The organism is Parabacteroides gordonii MS-1 = DSM 23371 (assembly GCF_000969825.1).
GTDB lineage: Bacteria > Bacteroidota > Bacteroidia > Bacteroidales > Tannerellaceae > Parabacteroides > Parabacteroides gordonii.
In genome coordinates, this window is the sequence record NZ_KQ033919.1 from 2,977,950 (window position 1) to 3,004,846 (window position 26,897).

General features: G+C 47.7%; 13 protein-coding genes. 7 read left to right on the plus strand and 6 right to left on the minus strand.

Going from position 1 to position 26,897, the window contains the following annotated elements; translation table 11 throughout:
• Window positions 1-114: 114 nt before the first annotated feature.
• Complete coding sequence (locus tag HMPREF1536_RS11215) at window positions 115-4,074, minus strand: hybrid sensor histidine kinase/response regulator transcription factor (RefSeq protein WP_028728047.1); 3,960 nt, start codon at window positions 4,072-4,074, stop codon at window positions 115-117.
• 222 nt (window positions 4,075-4,296) lie between these two features.
• On the opposite strand from HMPREF1536_RS11215, the gene HMPREF1536_RS11220 reads away from it, so the two are divergent.
• From HMPREF1536_RS11220 to rocF, 7 genes are all read left to right on the plus strand, one after another.
• Window positions 4,297-5,532 (plus strand): MFS transporter, encoded by a 1,236-nt coding sequence (locus HMPREF1536_RS11220; protein WP_028728048.1) that lies wholly within the window; start codon window positions 4,297-4,299, stop codon window positions 5,530-5,532.
• Between the two features lie 359 nt (window positions 5,533-5,891).
• Window positions 5,892-6,785 (plus strand): hypothetical protein, encoded by an 894-nt coding sequence (locus HMPREF1536_RS11225; protein WP_028728049.1) that lies wholly within the window; start codon window positions 5,892-5,894, stop codon window positions 6,783-6,785.
• A 1-nt stretch (window position 6,786) separates the two neighbouring features.
• A complete protein-coding gene (locus HMPREF1536_RS11230; protein WP_028728050.1) occupies window positions 6,787-7,185 on the plus strand; it encodes a hypothetical protein in 399 nt (132 codons plus the stop codon).
• 180 nt (window positions 7,186-7,365) lie between these two features.
• Window positions 7,366-7,833: a hypothetical protein gene (locus HMPREF1536_RS26620; protein ID WP_150115618.1), complete on the plus strand. Its 468-nt coding sequence runs from the start codon at window positions 7,366-7,368 to the stop codon at window positions 7,831-7,833.
• Between the two features lie 251 nt (window positions 7,834-8,084).
• A complete protein-coding gene (locus HMPREF1536_RS26625) occupies window positions 8,085-10,844 on the plus strand; it encodes a GLUG motif-containing protein (RefSeq protein ID WP_157395718.1) in 2,760 nt (919 codons plus the stop codon).
• Window positions 10,845-11,040: 196 nt separating this feature from the next.
• Window positions 11,041-12,249: an ornithine--oxo-acid transaminase gene (gene rocD / locus HMPREF1536_RS11245; protein WP_028728053.1), complete on the plus strand. Its 1,209-nt coding sequence runs from the start codon at window positions 11,041-11,043 to the stop codon at window positions 12,247-12,249.
• A 9-nt stretch (window positions 12,250-12,258) separates the two neighbouring features.
• A complete protein-coding gene (gene rocF, locus HMPREF1536_RS11250) occupies window positions 12,259-13,155 on the plus strand; it encodes an arginase (protein WP_028728054.1) in 897 nt (298 codons plus the stop codon).
• 77 nt (window positions 13,156-13,232) lie between these two features.
• Here the strand turns inward: rocF and HMPREF1536_RS11255 are convergent, their stop codons facing one another.
• The 5 genes from HMPREF1536_RS11255 to HMPREF1536_RS11275 form a co-directional block, all read right to left on the minus strand.
• Window positions 13,233-14,714, minus strand: coding sequence for a RagB/SusD family nutrient uptake outer membrane protein (locus HMPREF1536_RS11255; RefSeq protein WP_028728055.1), 1,482 nt, complete (start codon window positions 14,712-14,714; stop codon window positions 13,233-13,235).
• 25 nt (window positions 14,715-14,739) lie between these two features.
• A complete protein-coding gene (locus HMPREF1536_RS11260; protein WP_028728056.1) occupies window positions 14,740-17,820 on the minus strand; it encodes a SusC/RagA family TonB-linked outer membrane protein in 3,081 nt (1,026 codons plus the stop codon).
• A gap of 156 nt (window positions 17,821-17,976) precedes the next feature.
• Window positions 17,977-22,077 carry a hybrid sensor histidine kinase/response regulator transcription factor gene (locus tag HMPREF1536_RS11265; protein WP_028728057.1) on the minus strand — a complete coding sequence of 1,367 codons (4,101 nt, stop codon included), beginning with the start codon at window positions 22,075-22,077 and terminating at the stop codon, window positions 17,977-17,979.
• Window positions 22,078-22,306: 229 nt separating this feature from the next.
• Window positions 22,307-23,674 (minus strand): TolC family protein, encoded by a 1,368-nt coding sequence (locus HMPREF1536_RS11270; RefSeq protein ID WP_028728058.1) that lies wholly within the window; start codon window positions 23,672-23,674, stop codon window positions 22,307-22,309.
• Between the two features lie 4 nt (window positions 23,675-23,678).
• Window positions 23,679-26,891 carry an efflux RND transporter permease subunit gene (locus HMPREF1536_RS11275; RefSeq protein ID WP_028728059.1) on the minus strand — a complete coding sequence of 1,071 codons (3,213 nt, stop codon included), beginning with the start codon at window positions 26,889-26,891 and terminating at the stop codon, window positions 23,679-23,681.
• Window positions 26,892-26,897 lie beyond the last annotated feature (6 nt).

A 26,897-nucleotide genomic window follows, 5' to 3' on the forward strand; every position in this document is an offset into this window, starting at 1 on the left:
CTTATTGATTGATCTTCTTATAAAGTCGTTTGGAAGGGGGAAAAACCCCTAGTCTGAGCACCGAAAATTATTTTATCAGTGCACATTTTCATCTTTGGATGAGAGACGAACTATTTACCTGTTTTCCTTAGCATATTTCGAGGGGCTCATGCCGAACTGTTTGATGAAGGCTGACCAGAAGTAAGATTGCGAACTGAAACCTACAGCTTCCGATATTTCGTATATCTTCATATTCCCCTGCAACAGCAACTCTGCCGCTTTCTTCAAACGGCTGATTTTGATCAGGTCGTTCGGGGTCAGATCCGATATAGCGCGTATCTTGCGGTATAAGGTCGGGCGGCTCAGGTGCATCAGGTCGGCGATCATGTTGACATCTAATTCGGGGTTGCCGATGTTTTCGTTGATGATCTCGTTCAGTTTTTCGAGGAAACCTTCGTCCGCTTTGGTATAGGCCATCGACTTCATATTGGCGATCGGCGAATTGAAGTAGAACTTACGGATATTGTCCCGGTTGGAAAGCAGGTTGGATATCTGTGCCATCAGTAGGTTGGTGGAGAACGGTTTGTCGATATAAGCGTCGGCTCCCAGTTCCAACCCTTCCAGGCGCGCCTGCATGGTGTTCTTGGCCGTCAGCAGGATAACAGGGATATGGCTGAATTCGATGTCTGTCTTTACGCTCCGGAGCAAGGAGAAGCCGTCCATGACAGGCATCATCACATCGCTTATGATCAACTGGATGCTTTCTTTTTTGAGTTGTTCCAGCGCTTCGGAGCCATTGCCTGCGATCAGCACGTTGTAGTTTTCGTTGACTTCGTCGGCAATGAAAGCGCTCATTTCCTTGTTGTCCTCTACGATCAGGATAGTGGGGCGGCCTTCTTCGCGGGTATAAGTGATTTTGCGGGATTCCGGTAACGATTGGACTTCCTCTTCGGTTGTCTTAACGGCACCGACCGGTTTTACCGGCAAAGTGATACGGAACAGGGTCTGATTGCCGGAAGTATCGGCCAGGCAGAGCGTACCGTGATGCATTTCTGCCAGAGAGCGTGCCAGAGGGAGACCTAAGCCCGTGCCCGGTTTGTCTTCGTTCCCTTTGATGCGGTAGAAAGGTTCGAATATTTTGTCCCTCATTTCTGCCGGAACAGGAACGCCGTCGTTAATGAAGTCGATCGTGAAGGTCTCGTAATCGGCTGACGGTTGCAGGCGTACGACAATGCTGCCGGCTGCATATTTGACGGCATTCGAGAACAGGTTGCTCATGATCTTGGTGAGGGCTTCACGGTCTACGAATACGTACAGCTCCTGAACGGTGAGGTCGAGGTTCAGCAAAAGGTTGTTTTCCGTGGCTATCTCCTGGAAACGCTTGGCTGTTTCAGTTAATAGAGAAACGACCTCCGTGCGAATGAAATTCAGGCGGTAACCCTCTATCTCCGTCTTTCTGAAGTCGAGTAGCTGGTTGACTAGCGAGAGCAGGCGCGATACGTTCTTATCCATCAGTATCAGTGAGTTATTCTCTTTCTCGCCGATCTTGTCCGATCTCAGCAGACGTTCGAGCGGGTTCTTTATCAAGGTCAGCGGCGTACGTATTTCGTGGGCGATGTTGATAAAGAAGTCGATCTTGGCCTGGTAAAGCTCTTTCTCCTTCTTGCTTTCGAATATCTGCATGTTGTAAGCCATGCTGCGTTTGTTTTTCCGTCTCCAGTAGAAAATCAGGTAGATGATAACGGCCAGGATGATGATAGAATATATAATGTAGGCAGACGTAGAGACCCACCAGGGCGGAAGTACCGTGATGTGCAGGCGGGTGATCTTGCCTTCCCAATTGTTCGAGAGGTTGGCCGCCCTGACTTCAAACGTATAGTCACCGGGATGCAGTTCGGTGAAGTAGACGATGTTACGTTCGCCCAACGGTATCCAGTCCCTGTCGAGACTCACCATCCGGTAGGCATATTGTATGGACTTCGGAGCAATGAAGTTGAGGGAAGAAAAATTAATATTGAAGGTCGACTGACCGTGGTTCAGCGTGATCCTTTTCACTTCCGAAGAGGAAGAACTGTTGATGATCTGCCGTCCTCCCGTCCCGTTCTGTATGTCGAGCGAACTGATGTGTACATCCATCTTTTCGGCCGCAGGCTTTACGTCGCCGGGCTTGAAGTGGATAAATCCTTTTACCGTACCGAAGTAGAGCGTACCGTCATCGTCTTTAAATGCCGAGTTGTAATTGAACTGGCGGGTGACAAGGCCGTGCGCCTCGGTATAAGTCATGATCTTTTCCGTCTGCGTGTTGAGACAGACCAGGCCGTTGGCCGTACTGATCCAAAGGCAGTTGTTTTCGTCCGGCAGGATGCGGAAGGCCACGTTACTCGGCATGCCATTTTTTACGGTATAATGCAGCGACTCGCCGGTCTGGAAATCGTATTTGATCACGCCTTCGACGGTGGCGAACCACATATTCCCGTCCTTATCTTCGCAGGCATCGTTCACGGTATTGTGCCGTTGGGTATTCAGCTTGTCGTACGGCAGATACATCCCCGTGTTGCTGGTGGTGTTGAAGTAATAACTACGGTTGAACATGCCGAGCCATATCTTCCCTGCACGGTCTTCGTACAGGCTGTTCACGGCAAATGGCGGGAACTGGGAAGCATAGACAAAACGGTCGTTGAGATAGTCGTAACGGAAAATGCCGTCTTCCGTACCGACAAGTATTTCCCCTTCACGCAGTACCTTGATACAACGCACCGTACTGTTTTTGACCGTATGGCTGTCTTTCAGCAAGTCGTAATGCTTGATCACCTTCCTGGTCTTTATGTCCATCAGGTCGATGCCGTGTATCACATGGCCGATCCACAGGTTGTCGCCCGAAGCGGCCAGTCCGCGGATATTGGTGTGGGAGAGACTTTTCACACCCGGTACAGGCTGGTAGTTGGTGAATGTCTCCGTTTTCTTTTCCATGCAGTTCACACCCGCGTCTTCCGTACCGATCCATCTGTTTCCATAGGCATCGCTACAAATGTCGCGTATTACTTCACCTTTCAGTGAATGCGTTTCGTTCCAGGGATAATATACGTTGAAGGGGCGGAAAGGGGAGTAGTAGTTCAGCCCGTTCTGGTGGAAACAGATCCAGACGCCTTCTTCCCGGTCTTCAAACAGGGCGGAGACGAAATGGCTGGAAAGGGCGTAGGGGTCGAGTGGATCTTGCCGGATTCGTTTGCAGGTGCCCAGTTGCAGGTCGTAGATAAACAGGCCGGAGTCTGTGCCTATCCACAGCTCCTCCTTATCTTTTTCAAGAAAACAGTTGATCAGGATAGTCAGTTGGTTTTTCTCCTGGATGTTCAGATCCTGGTATGTTTTGGTAAGAACATTGAATATCTTCACGTCGTCGTGTTCGAAAGCCACATAGATATTGGCCGACGAAGGCGATCGGTAGAGCATGGAGAGCTTCCGGGAAGTCGTAGCCGGGGAATGCGCAAAAAGATCGTACGAGTCGAGCGTCCCGTCTTCCGTGTTCAGCAGGGAGATAAAACCTTCCGAGTCTCCCAGCCAGATGGAATTGTCGGGCATGATACAGAAAGAGGTATAAGTCTGCCCGTTATTTCCGGTAAAGATGTGGAACTGTCCATCGGCTATATTATATTGTATGAGTGCCCCGTCCATCAGCAGCCACAGCAGGTTGTTCTCATCGAACTGAAAGAGGTCGATCCCTTTGTTCTTGGTGAAAGGAACGTGGAGGAACGATTCTTTTGTCTCGTTATACTGATACAATCCGGAAAGCGTTCCTACCCATAAATTCCCCTCGTTGTCGCAGTTCAGATGTGTGACCCAGTTGTTACCGAGCGATTCTGCATCGTCGGGATCGTTGCGGAACACTTTGAAGGTATATCCGTCGAAACGGTTCAGGCCGTCGCGCGTCCCGATCCATATATAGCCGCTTTTGTCCTGCACACAGCCTGTCACCATATTATCGCTTAACCCGTTTTCCACCTGGTAATGACGGAAAAGGTAGTTGCTTTCGTCAGCAAATATCCAGAGGGAGCACGACAGGAAAAGTATAGATAAGATCAACTTCAGATAGCTCATAAATAAGTTTGTTGTTTGACACTGCAAGATATATAAAATTGTATTACCGGTTTCCTTTTATCGTATCACGGTTTTAAAAAATCGTATCATACCGTGCGAGAACACCCTGGAATGAGATAAATACGGGAATTAATGCAACCGGAACGGACAGACTTTCTTTCTGGGAAGGACTACTTTTGATCATCGATTTGAAGAATACAACAAATAACCTTTTTTACTATCATGAGTACACTACATACTAATAAAGGACTCGGAACAAAAGTTCAGCTATGTCTGATGATGTTTTTACAGTACATGTTGAGTGCTGTCTGGTGGGTGCCGCTGGCCGCCTATCTTTCGCACACGCTCAAGCTGGAAGTCTATCAGGTATCCTTAGTATTAAGTGCAATGGCTATCGGTGCAATGGGATCTTCGTTTATCGGAGCGATTGCCGACCGTTACTTTGCCGCAGAAAAGATATTGGCAGTTTTGAATATATTAACGGGAGTCTTCTTGCTGCTGGCTGCCCAGCAGCAGGATTTTCCTCCACTGATGTTCTTTGTTGTAATGGCTATGCTTTGTCACATGCCGACACAGAGCCTGACAAGTACGATTGCGATGAGTCATGCCCCGTCCGAGCAGTTTCCACGCATACGTATGTTCGGTTCGGTAGGCTGGGTGGCTTCGGGGATATTCAGCCTGGTGGCGATCCACGTGATGGGTATGGAAGCGTTCGACGATACGAACCTGCCGATGTATTGCGGTGCAGGTGTCTGCTTTGTAGCCGCTTTCGCTAACCTGACACTTCCGCATACACCGCCTTCGGTAGCGAAAACGTCGAAGATATCGGTGATGGATATTACAGGATTCTCTGCTTTCTCGCTGATGAAAGATAAGAACTACCGGGTGTTTATGATCCTGACCTTCCTGTCGATCATCCCGTTTACGCTCTATCATGTGTACGGTTCCATGATCCTGGCGGACGAGCAGGTACGTAATATTACAGTAACGATGAACTTCGGCCAGCTGGCTGAAATGTTCTTCCTGATCATTACAACAACGATCCTCGTAAAGTCGGGGATCAAGAACACGCTGATCTTTGGTATGGTGGCGATGCTGGTTCGTTACGGAGCCTTTTTCTTCGGTGCGGAAACCGGACAGCAATGGTTCTACTATATAGGTATTATCGTGCATGGCCTGATCTTCGGACTGTTCTATGTCGGCGGACAAGTGTACACGGACAATGTAGCCCCGAAAGAGATGAAAGCACAGGCACAGGGATTGCTTTTCTTTCTGGTATGGGGCGTAGGCTTCCTGATCGGGACGTTATGGAACGGATGGCTGATCGGCTTTTTCCGCGACGGCGACAAATGCGACTGGCCGGTATTGTTCCTGATCTCTTCGGTTTGCACGGCGGTGCTGCTGTTCTTGTTCGTATTCCTGTTCAAACCGGTAAGCCTTAAAACTTCCGGTAAATAATACGCATTTAATTCTCAAGACTATATATATCACGCCAAACATGAAAAAAGGGGATGACGAGGGTCATCCCTTTTTTAGTTTAATAAGCTGTTTTTCCCTGTACGACTCTTTTTATATCCTATGTTTTTCATTCCATTCTTCCTGCGTAAAGTAATTGTCTATTGAATTGTCTATTGGTGTTTTAAGGTTTATCACACCTCTTTACATACCTTTACTTTGCTGAAGGTGAGAGTCGGGCATTTCATTCAGTACCTAAAAGGCAACACCAACGACTGAATACAACGGCTGGAATAAGGCTGTCTGTAGATTAAAATACTATTATGAGATATTGATGTTAAACTAAATAATTAAGAATGCTAATGAACACCTTCAAACCAATTTTCGTAACTTTGGTATTATTCTTTTTCCAGGCTTTCTTCCTTGCTTGCGGCGACGATAAGGAAGATGCGATCGTTCCTCCGGACAACAGCATAACCGGGCAAGAATTCGGTATACGCCAGCTATCTGTGAAACTACCTCGCCTGGGACGGCTCGAGATCCTTTTCTCTAAAGTCAATTGCCGTATTCATATGAAAGGAGTTGACGACCGGATCACTTATCCCATCAACACGTTTCTTTCTGCTACAGCAGACCCTGTTGCCATTGCCTGCGGAAAGAATTTCTACGATATTATATGTGCAGGATTGACTACCGGCAACGACTTGAAAGGGCATTATTTTGAACTCACGGAGAATATTAATTTCCAGATGCCCGGAATTACCATCGACAAAGGTTGGGAACCCGCCGGAAGACATAATATCAACGGAAGTTCCACCTCTTTCAACGGTGTATTGGATGGCAACGGCAATGCGATCGACTTACTTGCCAGCAGTTCTTCGGAAGATTATGCCGGACTTTTCTATAAACTGGGTTCACAAGCCCATTTGCATGATATTAAATTTACCTCTGTGATGTTGGCTGGGAAAGATTATATCGGGACAGCAGCTTGCTTTTCGGAAGAGGGAGCCGGCGGTTCGTTTACCAACTGTTACGTAGGCGGTTCGATAGAAGGGTATAACTATACGGGAGGGATCACGGGAGAGGCTGGCGGCTCCTTTACGGGTTGCCAGGTCGGAGCCACGCTCAGCTACAATTCGTATGCTTTCCCCTGGGAAGTGTTTTTGGAACAACCGATGGTGACTGCTCTCCATGTCAAAATCAAGGGACATGATTATGTAGGCGGACTGGTTGGATACAGCAAGGAACTGATATAATATGGTGGTAGGTTCTGCATCGTACATCATAAATAATCTTCCGGTTGTCTATGCTAATATATATGGAAACACGTCTGTCGGCGGTATATGCGGCTATATGAATTTGACGAATACGAGCGGGGTAACCCTGATAATTAACGGTACGAATACATGCAAGATCGTTATCACATCTTCAAGTTGTACGGGGGGAGCGATAGGTTCTCTGCATGTGAAAACCAATAAAGACGATGTCGGTCAGCTCAAAATCAGCGGAATTACCCGGTTAACCGGTAGTATTACCGCATCCAGTAACGTAGACGGCTTCGGCGGTATCGTCGGTATGCGTGAAGAGCCGGGGTATGAGATCCAGACTCCTATCGTACCGCTGCCGTATAATAATTTATATTTCGGTTTCCGGTGAAAAAAGACTCCGTAGCGCTACGACTCCGTTCATAGTGATCGTTTAGTAGCTCTGCGGAGAGTTTGATCAATAAGAAACGAATCAATTAAAACAATTCTTTTATTTATGAAGACATTTTTTACAGTAAAAAATAGTTATCGTGCTGCGAGCCAAAGGGATGCAGCACGAATAATCAATATCGTGATACTGATGTTATTATGGTCGGTATGTGGGGAGGCGAGAGTTATCGAAGTCGCTCCTGCCGACTGGGCGGCCTATGGCCAGACAGCCACTGTGAGTAATAATGGCGATGACGTTGCTGTCAATGTAGGAGATAAGACTTACACCGTCAAGACCGCGCGTGGCCTTGCCTGGATCGCCTGGGTGACGAATGAAGTAAAGACAACAGCCAATGAAGGCGAAACTCACTCCGCTTATTATCCTGCCACCGCAGGTTTTAAAGATTGCACAGTTATGCTTAACGGCAATATCTCTTTGGCAAAACCTGGAAGCGGTGTAGCTGAAGGCTTCAAGGAAAACTGGGAGCCGATAGGTAAAGACGACTATAAAAGATTTAAAGGAACCTTCAAGGGCAACAACCATACGATTTCAGGAATGAAAATCGGAGGAACTGTGGATTTCATTAGTATTGGTTTTTTGGTGGACTAGATGAGGCTACCGTTATGGATTTGACAGTGGGGGGAGAGATCAGCTTAACTGGTTATAATGGTACTATGTTTACAATCTCTATCGGTGGCATTGCCGGTGTGGTGTTAAATAAAACAAAAATCATAAATTGTCATAATGCCTGTAAGATTACTGGCAGCGGTATAGAAAAAAATATTAGAGCCGGAGGAATTGCGGGGCAAATACATAATACATTGTTTGTTTACGCGTCTTCTAATAGCGCGGAAATAAATATGACTAGTCTGGACGGATGTTATGTCGGTGGAATAGTTGGTTATTTAATGAGTGGTAGCAGCATTGCTTCTTGCTTTAATTCCGGAAAGATAAATGGCTCAGGAAAAGAGGCTATGATAGGAGGCCTCGCCGGTTTCTGTCAGGTAAAAATATCGAATAGCTATTCTACAGGTGAGATAACCGGTACTTCAACTACTAATGGTTGTTATAGTGGCGGCATTGCTGGGTATACAACAACTAATACTTTAATAATCTCTTGCTATGCAACTGGTTTAGTTTCTGCACATAATAATGATAATAAAAGTAAAGCAGGTGGTATTGCAGGATATACAAACAATGCTATTATCCAAAACTGTCTGGCCTTAAATGAAGACGGCATTAAAGCTCTCGGCACTGCAGATGACAAATCAGCCGGGCGTATTATCGGACAGAAGAATGGCAACTCTTCCTTAGCCGACAACTACGCCAGTACGCACATCGAGTTGACGCTAGGTAACGGAGAACCCGCTCCTCCGACCCAAGATCTCACAGCATCCGGCATTAATGGTGCAGACATTTATCTCAATGAGGTGGCCGCCGCCATCGCTTCATGGGCGGGCACTGAAGATACAAAAGCCTTTACCGTTATCGGTACTGACGACGATGGTAAGCTGCCGCAACTGAAAACCGTCAATTTTAACGCTAATGGCGAGCCTACGGGTACTTATGGCGATGCTATCCCCAACCAGCCTGCTGCTAGCCTGGCTACCGACGATTTTCTGTCGGCCCTTGATCCTTTGGTTCTTTTCGAAAGTAATACGGACACCTATACTATCTCTTATCCGAATAATAAATGGACTTACAAAAAGAATAATGATGACGCACTTATACCTTTTAGCGGGAGAATCCTAATAGAGTATGACGATACTTCTTCGTCTTCAAAACTCATCATCGATAACGTCATCGGTAACCCGACACTTACTTTTGATAACGTAAAAATGATCAACAGTAATGGTACGCCATTGACTATAAATGAAGGTTGTGAGTTGACAATCGATTCAGATGAAAGCGTATTGGAACTCAACTCTGGGGCGGCACATACATTGGTCAACAAAGGCAGGCTGACGCTGGCTGGAAAAGGGTTATATATCTATAATACCAATAATGACTATTATGGTATTGAAAACTCCGGTACGCTGAGAATCTCCGATCAAAAGACAGAGATCATCCTTAGATGCAACAAAGAGGCTATTCACAATACAGGCACGCTTAGCAATACCTGGATTGAATGGCAGTTTGCAAAACCATTCAATGGCATAGACTATATTGCCACCAATGCCGTTGATCAAACACTGAAGCGAAAGATATGCGATACGAAAGCGTATGCTACAACCGTTACAGCCGGTAAGACCTATCGTCTCTGGAAAATGGATAATAGTGATGGCGAAGGTCTTGCCCGCTTGCAGGGAAAAGAATCGAATGGTACATCTGTCGTATACTTTCAGGCTCCGGCAAAGAATGGTCTGGCTGTCTTTACGGATATGAAGGTTGCTGTTGGGGCGAACATTACTCAGACAGTCAATGGTGGCTTCATTTCTATCTTCTGCAATGATGACCTTGTAGCAGCTGATGATGTGATTCCTGATGGAGCGAAGCTGACGTGTAAATACAGTACTATCCCCGGTTACAGATTAAAAAGTTATACGGCCACCCTGTCCGGTGGAGTATCCGGTGGTCCGGTCGATATTTCATCCGGTAGCTATACGGTACCAGCGGATGCGACATCGGTCGCTTTCACCGTAAAGTTTGAAAAAAATGCACAAGCGGTTATCACTGAAGAGGAGGTTCAGGAAACAGTTCCTGTCGATCCCGTTGATGCACCGACAACCGTTATTCCTGTCGATGAGCGACCTGATATAGAAGGAAGTTCAACCATCAAACTATTGACCGGTAATCTGGAAAAGATATATAAAAAGGATATTGATAAGGCTATAAGCAATGAAAAGGTAAAGTATGATAAATTAGTCTATACTGAGATCGCTTTGGTAGAAGTAAAGCAGGATGGTACAAAAATTCCGCTTCAACCTAAGGCAGGTTCTCCGATAACAATAATCTATCCTTATCCTGCTGGAACGGATGCCGGTTATACCTTTACTGTCGTTCACTTGAAGTCGGATGGAACAACGGAAGTTTATTCTAATGCAAACGGTCTCCTTAGAAATACGGCTACCGGATTGAAGTTTTCCGTTTCCAGCTTCAGTCCGTTCGGTATCTCCTGGGAAGTGAAGTCTACGCCTGAGCCGGAGTTATACACCGTGACCCTTCCTGCTGTCGAAGGAGCCGTTACCGACCCAGTTGCGGGCAGCTATGAGGTGGAAAGTTGGAGTGATTTTCATTTCTACCTTACGCCGGATAAGGACTACGACCAATCCGTCCCCGTCGTAACCACCAGCCGCGGCGAAACGATCGAGCCCCGCAACAGCGACGGAGTCTACATTATCAAATATGTTCGTACCCCGGTCGTGGTCTCGATTACCGGTATCGAAAAGAATACCGATGTCGCCAACAGCGCCACCCTCGAAGCCGGTCTGAAGCTCTGGACGGAACGATCCGCCCTCTGTCTTGAAACCGACCGCACCGAAGAAATCCGTATCATTGCGATAACCGGTGCAACGGTAGCCGTCTTCGATATCCAACCCGGCCTGACCCGCCGAGAGCTGTCGCCCGGTGTATACATCGTAAAGACCGCCCGTTCGGTCTGCAAAGTGCTCGTCCGGTAAGATAACCACCAAAACCGATCCTACACAAACGGCGTAGAAGACACCCGGAGCATCGCTGGCTCTGCGTTTTCTGCGCCGTCGTGTGTTTCTTAACATATACCTTTCCGTAACATATTGTCAAGCTGATTTACTACCTTTGGCTCAATGGCTGTATGAAACGCTTACAGTCTGACAAAACAATTAAATCAGAAATAGTATGAGACCGGAAGATTACATCACCCGTGAGGGGAAGTTTGGTGCACACAACTATCATCCCCTGCCTGTCGTTCTCGAGAAAGGAGAAGGCGTATTTGTGTGGGACGTGGAAGGCAAACGTTACTTTGATTTCCTGTCCGGTTATTCCGCCCTGAGCCAGGGGCATTGCCATCCCAGGATCATTAAAGCACTGACCGACCAGGCGCAGAAGCTGACACTCGTATCGCGTGCTTTCCATGCTGATATACTGGGTGAATACATGGAGTTTGCCTGCAAGTTCTTCGGTTACGACAAGCTACTGCCGATGAATACCGGAGCCGAAGCGGTGGAGACCGCCCTGAAGTTGGCTCGCCGCTGGGGATATCGTATCAAGGGCGTCGCTCCCGAAAAAGCAAAGATCGTCGTTTGCAGCGAGAATTTCCACGGACGGACAATCACGATCATTTCGATGAGTACCGATCCGAGTTCGTATACAGACTTCGGCCCTTATACCCTGGGGTTTATCAAAGTAGAATACAATCAGGTGGATGCGCTGGCGGAAGCCTTGAAAGATCCCGATGTAGTCGGCTTCCTGCTCGAACCGATACAGGGCGAAGCAGGTGTGGTAGTGCCTGACGACGGTTATCTCTGCCGGTGCTACAATCTCTGCAAACAGCATAATGTCCTGTTTATCGCGGATGAGATACAGACTGGTATCGGCCGTACCGGTAAACTGCTGGCCTGCGATTATGAAGATATCCATCCCGATATCCTTATCTTGGGAAAAGCTCTTTCCGGTGGCGTGACGCCTGTCTCAGCTGTGTTGGCCAACGACGAGATCATGCTGACGATCGCGCCGGGCGAACATGGTTCTACATACGGCGGAAATCCGTTGGCGGCAGCTGTGGGCATCGCCGCCCTCGAAGTTGTACGCGATGAAAAGCTTTCGGAAAATGCCTATGCAATGGGCGAACTCTTCCGTAATGAAATGGAAAAGATCGACAATCCGATGATCAAACAGGTTCGTGGCAAAGGCTTGCTGAATGCCGTAGTCACCGAACCCAAAGACGGTAAGGTGGCCTGGGACATCTGTCTGGCCCTGAAAGAGAACGGCCTGATAGCCAAACCGACGCACGACCATATCATCCGCTTCACCCCGCCCCTGATCATTACCCGCGACCAGATGATGGAAGCAATCGGTATTATTAAAGAAACGTTCGCTCAATTTTAAACCGGTTATATGAAAATAAACGTAATAGGAGTCCCGCTGAATCTGGGTTGCGACCGCGAAGGCGTTGAACGTGCCCCGAACCATCTTCGCGAGCGGGGGCTGATGCAGGTTATCCGGAAGAACGGCCATCGTGCCTTCGACCTGGGTAATCTCTATGTGCCTCCCGTGTCGGAAGCGGATAAATTTGCCCGAAGCAAGAGCATGAAATACCTCGACGCTATCGTCGAGGTGAACAACAACCTGGCGGAGTTGGTCTACGACACGTTGCGGGGCGGCGCCTTCCCGCTTGTGGTCGGCGGCGACCATTCGCTCGGACTGGGCAGCGCTTCCGGGGTAGGGAAGTGCTTCGATGATTTCGGTATCATCTGGCTCGATGCCCACGGCGATATCAATACGAACGAAACCTCTCCCAGCGGAAATATCCACGGGATGCCGTTGAGCGCCCTGATGGGGATGGGGAGTGAAGAACTGGTGAATATCTATGCTCCCGGCAACAAGGTGAATCCCCAGAATGTCTTCCTGGTAGGAACCCGCAGCCTCGACGAGGGCGAACAGGCCCTGATAGAAAAGGAGCAACTGAGTGTCTATACGATGGAAACCATTCATCTGAAAGGCATTAATTTTGTGGCCGAAGATATCAAACGGAAACTGAAGGAGCGGAAAATACGCAACGTCCATTTCAGCATCGATGTAGACAGTATCGACCCCCGTTTTGCCCCGGGAACGGGAACGCGTGTCTGTGAAGGCCTTATTCCCGACGAGTTCAATGAGTTTGTCAAACACATGCTGTCGACCAACCTGATCAAATCGATGGATCTCGTGGAGCTGAATCCGGATCTGGATACGAATGACCAGACCACCAATCTCTGTCTGGATATCATCGATTATATAACGGCACGGATCTGAAAAGTGAAAGGGTATGAAAGACTAATAGAATTTCATACCCTTTTTGATTTACTTATGAAGTTTTGTCAACGACTTGCTTATAAATTAGGATTCAGCATGGCGTCGTGATCCGGACACGGGAAATAAAGCCTTTCTTCTGTTACATTCTTTACCTTATCCGGGAAGTTCTTTTGGAAATAATCCCTCATGGTAGACAAATATGTTCCCCAGCGTACCAAGTTGAAACGATAAATGCGTTCGTGGGATGTTTCAAGCACCCATTCTTTCTGGATAGCCTGGCGGAAAGCGTCTTTGGATAAGCCGGAAAGATTATCCAGGCCGGCACGTGTACGTAGCTGGTTTACTGCTTTATAGGCTGCTGCCGTCGGGCCGTTGGCTTCGTTCTCTGCTTCTGCAAATATCAATAGTATATCGGCGTAACGGATGATCGGAATGTACATATCGGTACGTTTATTACGCTGTGAGAAGTTTTCGCGGCCACCGTCGCACCATTTCTTTCCGTGAGGGTACGGGCTGCCGAAATCAGTCGTTGTATAAGTTTTCTTATCTACAGTGCTGACTATTTCGGTCAGGAACGTAGCTGCTTTGCGTTTATCCTTATCATCGAACCTGTCGATATAGGTTTGCAGCGTGTAGAAGAATCCCCAGCCGGATTCGGAACCGATGCTCGAAGGGCGCCATTCGGCTCCGCATTGGTTGTCTCCGAGGCCTTCGGCAAAGTTCAGTGCAAAGATCGACTCTTTGTTGTAACGGTTGCTTACTTTCCACAAATCCTCGTAATCGGCCACTAATTCAATTCCGTACTTGCCTTTATTGTCGATGACTTCTTTGGCTTTGGCTGCTGCCTTGGCCCACATCGACTGATCCTTGATCTGTTCGCCGGCCATTGTGATATATACCCATGATAACAGTGATTTGGCGGCTGCGATAGTGGGACGCTCTGTCCCTTCACTCCATTTTTCCGGTAAATTGGCTTCCGCAAATTCAAGGTCTTCGATGATATGGCCATAAATTTCTTTGGCGGAAACCTTTGTCATATTCGTTGCACCGTTGAAATCCTCCACCGGCGTATCCAGATAAATGACATCATTGAAGATACGTACAAGGTAGAAATAAGACATGGCGCGCATATAGCGGGCGGCAGCCACGTAATGGTTTTTAACTTCGTCGTTCACTTTCGAGGCGTTCGGGACTTTCTGTATAATGATATTAGAAGCATTGATACAGGCATAGAACTGTTTCCAGGGCTTGAAGAGACTCTCGTTGTCGCTTTGCCAGGTCAGGGAGTTCATTTCGTCGCGGGCAACGTTGTTGGCGGTAGCACTGACAACGGCATCGGTGGTTGCTTCCGCGATGAAATTAATATGACGCTCGAAATCGTTGCTGCGCCAGTAGGAAAGCGTTCCCATCAGCAGCATATTACATTCTGCTTCCGTATTCGGCAGGTTCTCGGGCGAAAGGAAGTCTTTCGGTTCTTCCGAGAGGAAAGAATCGCAACTGCTCATTAATAACATCAGGGAACATACTCCCGCAACTGCTTTGTTTATATATGATTTCATATTCATGTTCGTTTAAATGGTTTAATTATAATGTAAGATTCAATCCAAAGGTATAAGAGCGGATGGCCGGATAGCTACCGCCATCGAAACCTAAGTTATAGTTACCTGTGCGGGAGCTGACTTCTGGGTCGTAGCCGGAATAACCGGTGATGGTGAACAGGTTCTGTCCGCTGATATAGAGGCGCAGGTTGGAAATACCCCATTGGGAGGTAAGCGACTTAGGCAATGTATAACCCAGTGTCAGGTTTTTCAGGCGGATATAGGAACCGTCTTCGATAAAGCGTGTAGATGCCGGGCCGACCCCTTCGTTCAGGGCTTGCTGTGTATTGGATGTGCCTTCGCCTCTCCAGGAGTCTTTTACATATCTGAATGCGTTGCCGGTATTGTTCGAGTTACTGGGTAATTCGCTGAATGTTACTGTCATCAGGTTCATAATATCATTCCCATATGTACCCTGAAACAAGAAGCTCAGGTCGAAATCCTTATAGGAGAAGTCGTTGCCGATACCGAAAATAAAGTCGGGGTTGGCATTACCGATGATGGTACGGTCTTCGGTCGTAATCTTTCCGTCGCCATCCAAGTCTTTGAATTTGACGGCACCGACCCGGGCAGTGGAACTACTCAGTTTATTTACTTCCGCCTGGTTCTGATAGATCCCGTCGAATACATATCCGTAGAAGTTACCGAGCGGTTTGCCGACCTGTACGATACCGGTTTCATTAAACCCTGCTCCCAAAGCGCCGCCGGAACCGTTGGTATAGAAATATTGATCGTCACCCAGGTCTAGTACTTTCTCTTTGTTCAAAGCAATGTTTACGGAGGTTGACCATTTGAGGTCGCCGACCAGATTCTGTGTATTCAAAGAAAACTCCCATCCTTTATTCTGTTTACTTCCGATATTCTGGGTCTGTGATGAATATCCGGTATAATAAGGCAGTATCTTGTCATAATGAAGATCGATCGTCTTTTTATAGTAATAGTCGGCAACCAGTGAAATACGTCCACCCAATACACTCAGGTCGATACCTATATCCGTTTGCTTGGTTGTTTCCCATTTCAGGTCAGGGTTCGGCACACGTCCCGGAACGAGGGCGACCGCAGAGTTTCCCCCTAATACATAACTAGTCGTACTGAAACTTGCTAATGACTGGTAAGGAGTGATTGCCTGGCTACCTGTTTCACCATAGCTACCACGCAGTTTCAGGTTTTGTATCCATGAAATATCTTTCATGAAATCTTCTTCACTGATGCGCCATCCCAATGCCGCCGAAGGGAAATAACCCCATTTATTGTTCTTTGCAAATTTGGAAGAACCGTCGGCACGGAAACTGACGGATGCCAGATATTTGCCTTTATAGGCATAGTTTACACGTCCCAGCCAGGAAGCGATCGCAGAATGGTTTCCCCCACTACCCACGCTTAACAGGCTGTTGTCGGCTAATCCCATATTCCAGTATCCCAGCGATTCGATATCAAAGCCTTTACCGCTGGATGTATTGTAAAAGTAATCGGATGCTTCTGCCGTGAAACCTGCCACCACATTCAACGAATGGTCTTTATTGAATGTTTTTGAATAGGTCAGCGTATTTTCCCCCAACCAGTTCGTTGTCTCTTTATTCTCTACATACGCATATCCTTGTCCTTTGTAAGACAGCAGGTTTTCCCCGGAAGTAAACTGGCGTTGGCGTTTATCGCTGTATGTGTACGACCAGGCTGTCCGGAAACGCAGGCCCTTTAGTATTTCCCATTCCAGGAAAGCAGTCCCCTGGAAATAACTGCGGTCTTTATCCACTACCTGGTCGTTGATCAGCGCTACCGGGTTATTCATCTGTGCCCCGTCTTTCAGAGGGCCGCTGAATGATCCGTCTTCTTTATATACGGGTACCAAGGGGCCGAAACCCAGGGCAGAGAATGTAACGCCACCACCATCGGAACCATTCATCTGGTTAATGCTGGCGCTGGTAGATGACGAGCGGGAGGCGTTCAGCAACATGCCGACTGTAACGTTTTTCCCTAACTTCTGTTCGACGTTCGCGCGAACACCTGCACGGTTAAAGTCAGAGTTTTTGATTATACCCTGTTGCAACAGGTAGTTGCCGGACAGGCTGTATTTTGTCGTTTCCGTACCGCCACTGACAGATAAGGAGTGTCCGGTCATAGGAGCCGAGCGGAAAACTTCATCCTGCCAGTCTGTATTGTTCAGGTTATTCGGATCGACCCAGGAGGGTATTTTTAATGCACTTGTCGGATAGTTCTCCTGTGCTTCTTTTAACAGGTCGTATAATTCCTGTCCGTTTAGCATATCCATTTTTTTAGAGACCTGCGATACGGATACATAACCGCTGTATGAAACAGAAGGTTTACCGGTGCTGCCTCGTTTGGTTGTCACCATAATTACACCGTTGGCACCACGTGAACCATATATGGAGGTGGAGGAGGCATCTTTCAATACTTCGATAGAGGTAATATCGTTCGGATCGATCAGGGACAGATCACCGCCTAACACGCCGTCGATAACGACAAGGGGAGCGTTGTCACCTTTCAGGGAGTTTCCCCCGCGAATAATGATATTGGGTTCTTCTCCCGGGGCTGCGACACTGTTTTGTACCATAACACCGGCCATCTGGCCCTGTAAAGCCTGGTCGGTACGGGATATGGACAGTTTTGTCAGTTCGTCTCCTTTTACGGAAGAAAGAGCTCCTGTAACATCACTCTTTTTTTGTACACCATATCCTACTACCACAACTTCGTCCAGTGCTTCAGAGTCTTCTTTCAGGATGATGTTTAAGGGGGTATTTCCTTTTACTTTGATTTCCTGTGATTTGAAACCAATGTAAGAAACAACCAGGATGGAACCGGCAGGAGCTTCAAAAGAAAAGTTGCCATCTATATCGGTCACGGCACCGATAGTAGAGCCTTTTACGATCACATTCACTCCCAAGAGGGGATCGCCGTTCGAGTCTTTCACTACACCTCTGATCAAAGATGACTGCAAAACTCCGTTTTCGATAACCGAACCGTCTGCTTTTACTATATGAGGCAAAGAGGCGGAAGTAAGGCACAATGTCATGCACAAGGCACAACTTTTCATGTACGTGTTATTCATAATATTAATACTGTTAATTGAACTTGTTGTGTTTTTCTTCGGCTGCAAATCTAGGGGGAAACGGTAAGCGACTGTTTAAAATTTATCTCTTTTCCTTTTAAAACTATATCAGACATGAAAAAAGCATGCTCACGGAGCATGCTTTGAAGGTATTAATTACTTGTGTTGCAATACATATTCGGTAGGAGACATGCCATACATGGATTTGAAACAGGTGGCAAAGTAGGCATGTGAGTTAAAGCCAATATTAGCGGAGACTTCGGAGATATTCATATCTGTTTCCACTAACATCTTAGCTGCCATTTCGAGCCGCTTATTACGGATCAGGTCGATTGGTGAAAGGTCTGTGATCGCTTTCAGTTTCCGGTACAGATTGGCACGTCCGATGCCGGTGCCTTTGCATAAAAGATCCACATTCAATTCCGGGTTCGAGATATTCTGTTCGATCACCTCAAAGAATTTTTGCATAAACTTGTCGTCGGCCGAAACGGTTTCGATTCCCATCGATTCTAAAGAAAACTTTTTGCCATACAGCTCTTTGAGCCGTTCGCGGGCAGCCAGGATGTTACGGATACGGTATAAAAGGACACCCATATTGAACGGTTTAACGATGTAATCGTCTGCACCGCACTGAAAGCCCTCCTTGATGTGCATAACCATCGATTTGGCTGTGATAATGATAACCGGGATATGCCCTGTTCTCAGATCCTGTTTGATTTCCGAGCAGAGTTGCAAGCCATCTTTCTTTGGCATCATAATATCGCTGATGATCATATCCGGCAATACTTCCACCGCTTTGTCGAATGCTTCTGCTCCGTTTTCGGCTTCCAGCACCTCGAAGTAGGGATCGAGGTGTTTTTTGATATATTGCCGTACGTCCGGGTTGTCTTCCGCGAGTAACAATGTGTATCGCTGCCCGGTAGCAACTGTCTGCTCCTGCGTTTCTTCCTGCATTTCGGATGAATTTTCAGTTTCGACGGTCTCTGTCTCGGTTGTAATTTCTTCGCTGCTGTATACTTCCCGGTCTATGGGGATCAGGACACGGAAAACTGCTCCTTTAGGATTGTTATTCTCCACCCAGACAATGCCATGATGCAGTTTGACTATGGAAAGAACCAGGCTGAGTCCTATTCCTGTTCCGGTTGTATTCTGTTCGCTTTCGTCCGTCCCCTGGTAGAAAGGGGCGAATATATGGCTCTTGTCGGAGTCTTCTATTCCTTTTCCAGTATCTTCAACCGAGAGGCATACATATCGGGAAGATGAAAGAGGAATTCCTGAGGCATGATCCGGGTATAGTTCCTGTAAGCGGGAGACGGATAAGGATTGTAATCGTACAGTGACCGATTCGTGAGGAACGGTATGTTTGAAGGCATTCGATAACAGGTTGAAGACCACCTTTTCCAACAGTGTACGGTCGAACCAGCCATCGATGCGGGACTCGTCGGAGTCTAACCGGAAAACGATCTGTTCTTTTGCTGCGATCTGGTTGAAAGCAATATATATTTCCTGAATGAATAAATACAAGTCGTTATGCGATATGCGTAATTGCAGGTTTCCGCTCTGGTTTTTCCGGAGATCCATCAATTGATTGACCAGTAATAAAAGTCGCTGCGCGTTTCCGTAAACCAATCTCAGCGAACTTTTCAGGTTCGGATTCATATCGACCCGCTGCAGGATCTCTTCCAAAGGAGAAAGGATCAACATCAACGGGGTTCGTAATTCGTGCGAGAAGTTGGTGAACATACGGATTTTCGACTGATGAAACTCTTCCTGTCTTTGTTGTTCCTTTTGCTTTTCATCTAGATCGCGTTCCAGCTTCCGTTTCACATGCAGATAATGCCACATTGTATAGCAAATGCTACCGATTATTAACAGATACAGTAAATAGGCATACCAGGTTTGCCAGAGTGGAGTACGGATATAAATCGGGATCGACCTTCCTTCGTTATTCCAAAGTCCGTCGTTATTGGATGCCCGGACGCGGAAGGTATAGTGTCCCGGTTTCAGGTTGGTATAGAATGCTTCCTTGCGATAACCGGCGTCATTCCAGTCAGTATCATAGCCTTCCAGCATATAAGCATATTTATTCTGATTCGGGAACAGATAATTCAGTGCGGCATATCCGACGGAAAAATTGTTCTGGTTGTAATTCAGTTTAATCTCTTTCGTATAATCGAGCGTTTTGTCCAACAGTCCGGAGGCGTCACCGGGAACAACCGGTTTGTTGTTGACGGTAAAAGAGGTTAGTGCAACCGGGGGAATGAAATGGTTCTTTTTCAGCTGTTCGGGATAAAAGGATACGACACCGTTGCTACCGCTGAAATAAATCTGGTTGCCGGGTAGTTTGATACCTCCTTTCATACTGAATTCATTCAGAGGGATTTCTGCTTTTCCCGTGTAGTTGACAAATGTCTGTGTGTCCGGATCGTAGGACGAAATACTGTTTCCCGTGCTCATCCAGAGTTTCCCGTCATCACCGGGAACGATCGCATTGATGTTATCGTCACTGAGTCCGTCATCGCTTGTGAGCCGTTCAACGATCCCTTTCTGTTCGTCCAGACGGCAAAGTCCTCCGCCAAAAGTACCGATCCAGATGCGTCCTTTACTGTCTTTTACGATATTCGTAATGTGATCGTTGTAAAGATTGTGGCTACCTTCCTGGCGGGTGTTGAAGGATTCCAGTTTCCGGGTGTTGGAGTCGTATATGGCCAGTCCGCCCATATGCATTCCCACCAGGTAGATGCCGTTTCGTATTTCCATGAAACTACGGACGCTGGGTAACCGGGGGAACAGACTATCCTTCGGGGCTACTGTCCCGTCCGGCAGAAAACGGGTGATCCCTGTATTGTCGGTTGTTCCGACCCATAATGCACCGTCACTGCACCGGTCGATCGTATAGATACTGATTTCACTGTTGAAGGAATGGAAGAGCGTGAACTTCTTCTTTTTGATATCGAATTGGTAAATAGTCCCTTTCTGGGTACCGCACCAGATGATATCACCTTCTACGAACAGCGATTTGATGATGTTCCGGTCGTTCAGCGCGTTCGAAGCATCCGGTTGTGAATTCAGGGGGAAACGTTCAAAGGTATTCGTCTTCAGGTCTAGCGAAAGAAGTCCTCTTCCTTCCGAAGCAACCCATAGGGTATGATCCGGGTGGTAATCCATAGTGGCATAAATACCGAACGATAGATCCGGATCGTTCCGCAGATCATAAAACGTGAAACGGCTGTTTAGCGGATTACTGTAACTCACTCCTCCGGCATACGTCCCGATCCATAATGTATTGGCGTTGTCAACGAAAGAAGAGTAAACGGAGAAATGGCTGAGTCCTCCCTGGTATTCATCGAAGTTGGTGTATTTGGTGCCAGTGCCGGTATCCGGATCCAGTAAGCTTAATCCATTGAATGTACCGACGATGATTTTCCCGTTATAACTGGAGATTGTGCGGATGGAGTTATTTCCCAGATTTCCGTTTTGAGTGTTGAAACAGGTAATTTTGCGGGTCTTCATATCGATCCGGTTCACTCCGGCTGTGCGGGTTCCTATCCATAGGCTGCCGTCCGGCGCTTCATGGATAGCAGAAATATTGTTATCGGTTAATGACGGGGAAGTGTCATTTTTAGAATAGTGTGATAAGAGATTCAGTTGCTTATCGAAGATGTAAAGTCCGTTTCCCAGTGTGCCGATCAACAGATTCCCGTTATGGGCTTCATAGATGACCATGATCTGGTCGCGGGGTAATTCGCCGTTCAGATCCGGCTGGATAAATGAGTCGGTTTCATAGTTGTACTGATATAAGCCATGATTTGTCCCGATCCAGAAGCGTTGTTGCTTATCGATGTGGAGACTGGATATCCAGGCCCGGAAAACAGGGGAGTCGGAGGATGAGGCCTGGTTGTTGTAAGAGACGATCTGGTTGGTTTTCAAATCCAGCCGGTTCAATCCGTTTGTTGCGCCTATCCACAGATTACCCAGGCTGTCTTCAGCCAGTGCTGTTATATGATTACCGGAGAGACTGAGTGAGTCGCTGTTGCTATGTTTATAAACAACGAAACTATTACCGTCATAGCGGTTCAGTCCGTTGCGTGTGGCAAACCACATAAAACCTCTTTTATCCTGATATATCTTTAATACGGACAGTTGCGACAGGCCGTCTTCCATTTTCAGTGAGGAAAAGGAGAAGGGGGAGACTTTCCCGTAGAGCAAGGCGTTCAGACAACAAAGGATAAGAGTGATCAGAAATGTTCTCTTCATAACGTATAAGCATTACGCTGCAAATATAAGAAAACAATGGCTGTAACGCGCATATCGGTTGTATAAAAAGAAGAGGGGCTGTGACTGCCTGATGTTGGCGGCGGTCACAGCCCCTTGTTTGCTACATCAACAGCCCTTTGTTTGCCACATAAACAACCGTTTGTGTGTCGTGTCAACAGCCGCTTGTTTGTCACGTAAACAAACGGCTGTTTGCGGCATCCTCATTTTACTACTCTTGTCCTCCCCCTAAAGCATGGTAGAGGTTGATCACTCCCTGTATTTCGTCGAAGCGGTCGGCTGCTTGCGACAATTCGGATTGCAACAGGGATTGTTGAGCGGTCAGCACTTCCAGATACGTCGTGTTTCCGTGATCCATCAACAACTGTGTGCTTTTTACGGCCTTTTGCAGGGCGGCAATCTGTTGGTCGGCCAACACGATGCGTCCGCGGGCTGTTTGCCATTGGGTCAATGCGTTGTTTACTTCGCTGCCGGCATTCAGGATACTCTGCTGAAAGGCGAGTGAGGCTTCTTCCTGCTGTGCCTTGGCTATCTTCAGTTGTGCGATATTGGCTCCTTTATTGAACAATGGCTGTGTCAGCGAGCCGATAGCCTGCAACAATAAACCGCCGGGATTGGCAATGACACCGCCTCCGCTGTTCGTCCATCCCACCACGCCGCTCAGGTTGATGCTCGGATAGAATGCGCTCCGTGCCCCGTTTGTAACATAGAACGCCTGTGCTAGCGAGTATTCAGCCTGCCGCACATCCGGCCGGTTACTGAGCAGAGCAACCGGGACACCGGCTGATAGTGACTGGGGAAACTCCTGCCCATCGAGGTCGCCTCTTTCTATTTTCCGCGGAACTTCTCCGAGCAGGTTTGAAAGGCTGTTCTCCATTTCATTGATCTGCTGGCGTAAAGTCAGGAGAGAGGCTTCCACATTCAGGCTATTCGCTTCCGACTGTGAGACGGCTGCTTCATTCGTCAGCCCGGCTTTTTTCAGGGCGTACATCGCCTGTACATTTTCTTTCCAAAGTGAAGCCGTCCGTTCACTAACGACAAGTTGTTTGTCTAGCAATAATAAAGTGTAATAGGAATTGGCAATAGTGGCTATTAGCTGTGTTCGGACGGCTTGCTTATATGATTTGGTCTGTTCGAGGGCTGCCTGAGCGCTTCTTTTCGCGTTTGTCAGTCTCCCGAATATATCGATTTCCCAACTGGCGGAAGCGGCCAGCTGATAGCTTTTCGCTGCCTTTGAACCGTCGAAGCTACTCAACGTACCCTGTGGGGTCAGATTGAGTGCCGGCAGGTACGCCAGGCGCGAGGTCATCAGGGCGGCTTCGGCTTCCTGTACCCGCAGGTGGGCGGTACGGAAATCGGTGTTGTTCTCCAACCCTTTGTCGATCAGAACCTGCAACTGCGGATCCGTGAAAAGTTCCCGCCAGTCGAGATTACCGATGCTTGTCGTATCCGTAGCCATCTCTTCATCCCTGAATAAATTGTCAGGAACAGAAGTCTCCGGTTTATAGGATGTATAGATGCCGCACCCGCTCAGTAACGAGAGGGTGGCGACGGATAATAATATGATGTTATTTTTCATCTGCTTATTTTTCTTTCTTTTTACTATCGAGATATTCTTTCCGCTCGGCAGTTACCTCTTCCACTTCTTCCTGGATCTGCCAGTCGTGTGTCGGCTCGAACTGTATCGGACGCACTTTTTCCTGCAGATACTGGAATACGATAAACAGGGAAGGTACGACGAACAGCAATGCCAGTGTTCCGATCAGCATACCGCCAACGGCACCTGTACCCAGCGAACTGTTACCGTTTGCACCTACACCGGTAGCAACTACCAGTGGCAGCAGACCGAAGATCATCGTCAACGCCGTCATCAGGATCGGACGCAGGCGGACTTTGGCGGCAGACAGTGCGGCAGAAGTCAGGCTCATACCGGCTGCCCGGCGTTCGGTCGCATACTCGGTAAGCAGGATCGCTGTCTTTGACAATAATCCGATCAACATAATCAATCCGGTTTGCAGGTAAATATTGTTTTCCAATCCCATAATTTTAGCGAACAGGAAGCTACCCATCAACCCGAAAGGAACCGAGAGGATCACAGCGAACGGGATCAGGAAACTTTCGTAAAGGGCACTCAGGATCAGGTAGATCATCAGGATACAGATGATAAAGATAACGACCGTCGTGTCGCTCTGCTGATTTTCCTCGCGGGTGATACCGGCAAAGTCGTAACCATATCCTTTCGGAAGGGCGGTTGAGGCTACTTCCTTTACGGCTTTGATCGCATCACCGGAGCTATATCCCGGAGCAGGCATGGCATTCACATTGATCGAGTTGTACATATTGAAACGGCTCAGCGACTCGGCACCGTACACCTTTGTCAACGTTACGAACTGGCTCAGCGGAGACATTTCACCGTTTGCCATACGTACAAACGTATTATCCAGCGAAGAGTCATCCAAACGGTAGATCGGTGAAGCCTGGATCATCACTTTATATACCTTCGAGAAACGGTTGAAGTTGGAGACATACTGTCCGCCATAGTAACCCGAGAGTGTGCTCAGAACAGCATCCGGCGTGATACCGGCGCGTTTACATTTCGCCGCATCCACTGTCACCTCCCATTGCGGGTAGTTGATGGCGAAGGTGGAATAAGCTGCTGCGATCTCCGGACGGTCGCGCAGGGCGGCCAGGTATTGCTGGGTGGTATTGAAGAACTCGGTGAGATCGCCTCCCTTTTTGTCCTGCATATACATTTCCAGCGCGTTACCCATACCGTAACCGGGGATCATACCCGGAGCCATAGCGAAAATATTGGCATCTTTTATATCGGCGGTACGCCCGTATATCTGTCCGATGACAGACTGTACATGATCTTCCTTGGCTGTACGTTCATCCCAGGGCTTCAGTTTCAGGATAAACATACCGAACGAGTTACCTTGTCCGGAGATCAGCCCGTAGCCGGAGACCTTATTATATTCCTTTATCTGCGGAAGATCTTTGATACGGTTCTCGATATCGGTCATGACGATATTGGTTGTAGCCAATGAGTTACCGGCTGCGGTAGTTACATTGACAAACAATACTCCCTGGTCTTCGTCAGGAACGAGACTGGTCTTCGTTGTCTTCATCAGTAAAACAAGTACGACAATCGAGCAGGCCAGCAACGACCAGGTAAGCCATTTCCGTTTGATAAAGAACAATACACCTTTCTTATATTTGGTGATTATCGCATCGAAAGCCGTATTGAATGCCCTGCGGAAACGGGCGGCAAAATTTTCCTTTTGCGTACCGTCTTCATTGATGTACGGTTTCAGGATCAGGGCACATAAAGCGGGACTCAATGTCAACGCGTTAATAGCCGAAATACCTACGGCAACGGCCATCGTCAGACCGAACTGGGTGTAGAACGTTCCCGAAGTACCGCTCATAAACGATACCGGAATAAACACGGCCATAAACACCAGTGAAGAAGAAATAATGGCGGTGCTGATACCGTTCATGGCATCCATACTTGCCATGTACGATGACTTATACCCGACATCGAATCGGGCCTGCACCGCCTCGACGACGACAATGGCATCGTCGACCACCGTACCGATCACCAGCACGAGGGCAAACAGCGTAATCAGGTTGATACTGAATCCGGCAATTGACATAAAAGCAAACGTACCGACCAGCGATACGATGATACCTACCAACGGGATCAAGGTCGAACGGATATCCTGCAGGAATATATATACGACAAGGATTACCAGGAGAATCGCTTCGATCAGTGTCTTCACCACTTCATTGATAGAGGCGTAGAGGAAGTCGTTCGAGCTCATCATCTGTACGATCTCTACTCCTTTAGGTAAGTCTTTACGTGCTTCTTTCAGAAAGGCGTCGATATTGTTGTTTACCTCGGTTGCGTTCGAACCGGCTGTCTGGAAGATCATACAGGATATACCGGTATGCCCTGATGTCTCACCGATATATGCGTAGCTTTCGCGGCCGAGTTCTATTTCGGCGATATCCTTCAGTTTCAGAACTTCTCCATCTTCCGACGAGCGGATCACAATGTCTCCGAACTCTTCCGGCTGTATCAAACGTCCTTTGTACTTCATCGTGTACTGGTACGTCTCCGTTGAGTTTTCTCCGAATGAACCGGTGGCCGACTCAATATTCTGTTCAGCCAGGACGGCTGTAACATCAGCCGGGATCAGATTGTACTGTGCCATTACGTCCGGCTTCATCCAGACACGCATGCTGTAATCGCCTCCCATTACCATCAACTCGCCGACACCCGAGATACGAAGGATCTCCGGCTTAAGGTTGATACTCAGGTAGTTTGAAAGGAAGTTCTCATCGTATGAGTCGTCAGGGCTGTAGATAGAAAATATCTGCAACATACTGGTTTGCCGTTTCGTCGTCGTTACACCTACCTGGTTTACTTCTGCGGGGAGCTGACCGCTGGCTTTCGATACGCGGTTCTGCACGTTTACGGCAGCCATGTCGGGATCAGTTCCCTGTTTGAAGTATACCATGATGGAGACGGTACCGGCATTGGTTGCGGTAGAGGTCATGTAGGTCATATCTTCAACACCGTTGATGGCTTCTTCCAGCGGGGCGATCACACTCTTTTGAAGTGTTTCGGCGCTGGCTCCGAAATAAGTGGTGCTTACCATGACGGTAGGCGGGGCGATATCCGGATATTGTTCGACAGGCAGCGTCGACAATCCGATGATACCCATAAATACTATCACGATAGAGATAACGGCTGATAGTACCGGGCGTTCTATAAAGGTTCTTAATTTCATATTCCT

Coding starts and splice junctions, on each gene's coding strand:
- HMPREF1536_RS11215 (WP_028728047.1), bottom strand. CDS start 4,074: ATGAGCTATCTGAAGTTGATCTTATCTATACTTTTCCTGTCGTGCTCC.
- HMPREF1536_RS11220 (WP_028728048.1), top strand. CDS start 4,297: ATGAGTACACTACATACTAATAAAGGACTCGGAACAAAAGTTCAGCTA.
- HMPREF1536_RS11225 (WP_028728049.1), top strand. CDS start 5,892: ATGAACACCTTCAAACCAATTTTCGTAACTTTGGTATTATTCTTTTTC.
- HMPREF1536_RS11230 (WP_028728050.1), top strand. CDS start 6,787: ATGGTGGTAGGTTCTGCATCGTACATCATAAATAATCTTCCGGTTGTC.
- HMPREF1536_RS26625 (WP_157395718.1), top strand. CDS start 8,085: ATGACTAGTCTGGACGGATGTTATGTCGGTGGAATAGTTGGTTATTTA.
- rocD (WP_028728053.1), top strand. CDS start 11,041: ATGAGACCGGAAGATTACATCACCCGTGAGGGGAAGTTTGGTGCACAC.
- rocF (WP_028728054.1), top strand. CDS start 12,259: ATGAAAATAAACGTAATAGGAGTCCCGCTGAATCTGGGTTGCGACCGC.
- HMPREF1536_RS11255 (WP_028728055.1), bottom strand. CDS start 14,714: ATGAAATCATATATAAACAAAGCAGTTGCGGGAGTATGTTCCCTGATG.
- HMPREF1536_RS11260 (WP_028728056.1), bottom strand. CDS start 17,820: ATGAATAACACGTACATGAAAAGTTGTGCCTTGTGCATGACATTGTGC.
- HMPREF1536_RS11265 (WP_028728057.1), bottom strand. CDS start 22,077: ATGAAGAGAACATTTCTGATCACTCTTATCCTTTGTTGTCTGAACGCC.
- HMPREF1536_RS11270 (WP_028728058.1), bottom strand. CDS start 23,674: ATGAAAAATAACATCATATTATTATCCGTCGCCACCCTCTCGTTACTG.
- HMPREF1536_RS11275 (WP_028728059.1), bottom strand. CDS start 26,891: ATGAAATTAAGAACCTTTATAGAACGCCCGGTACTATCAGCCGTTATC.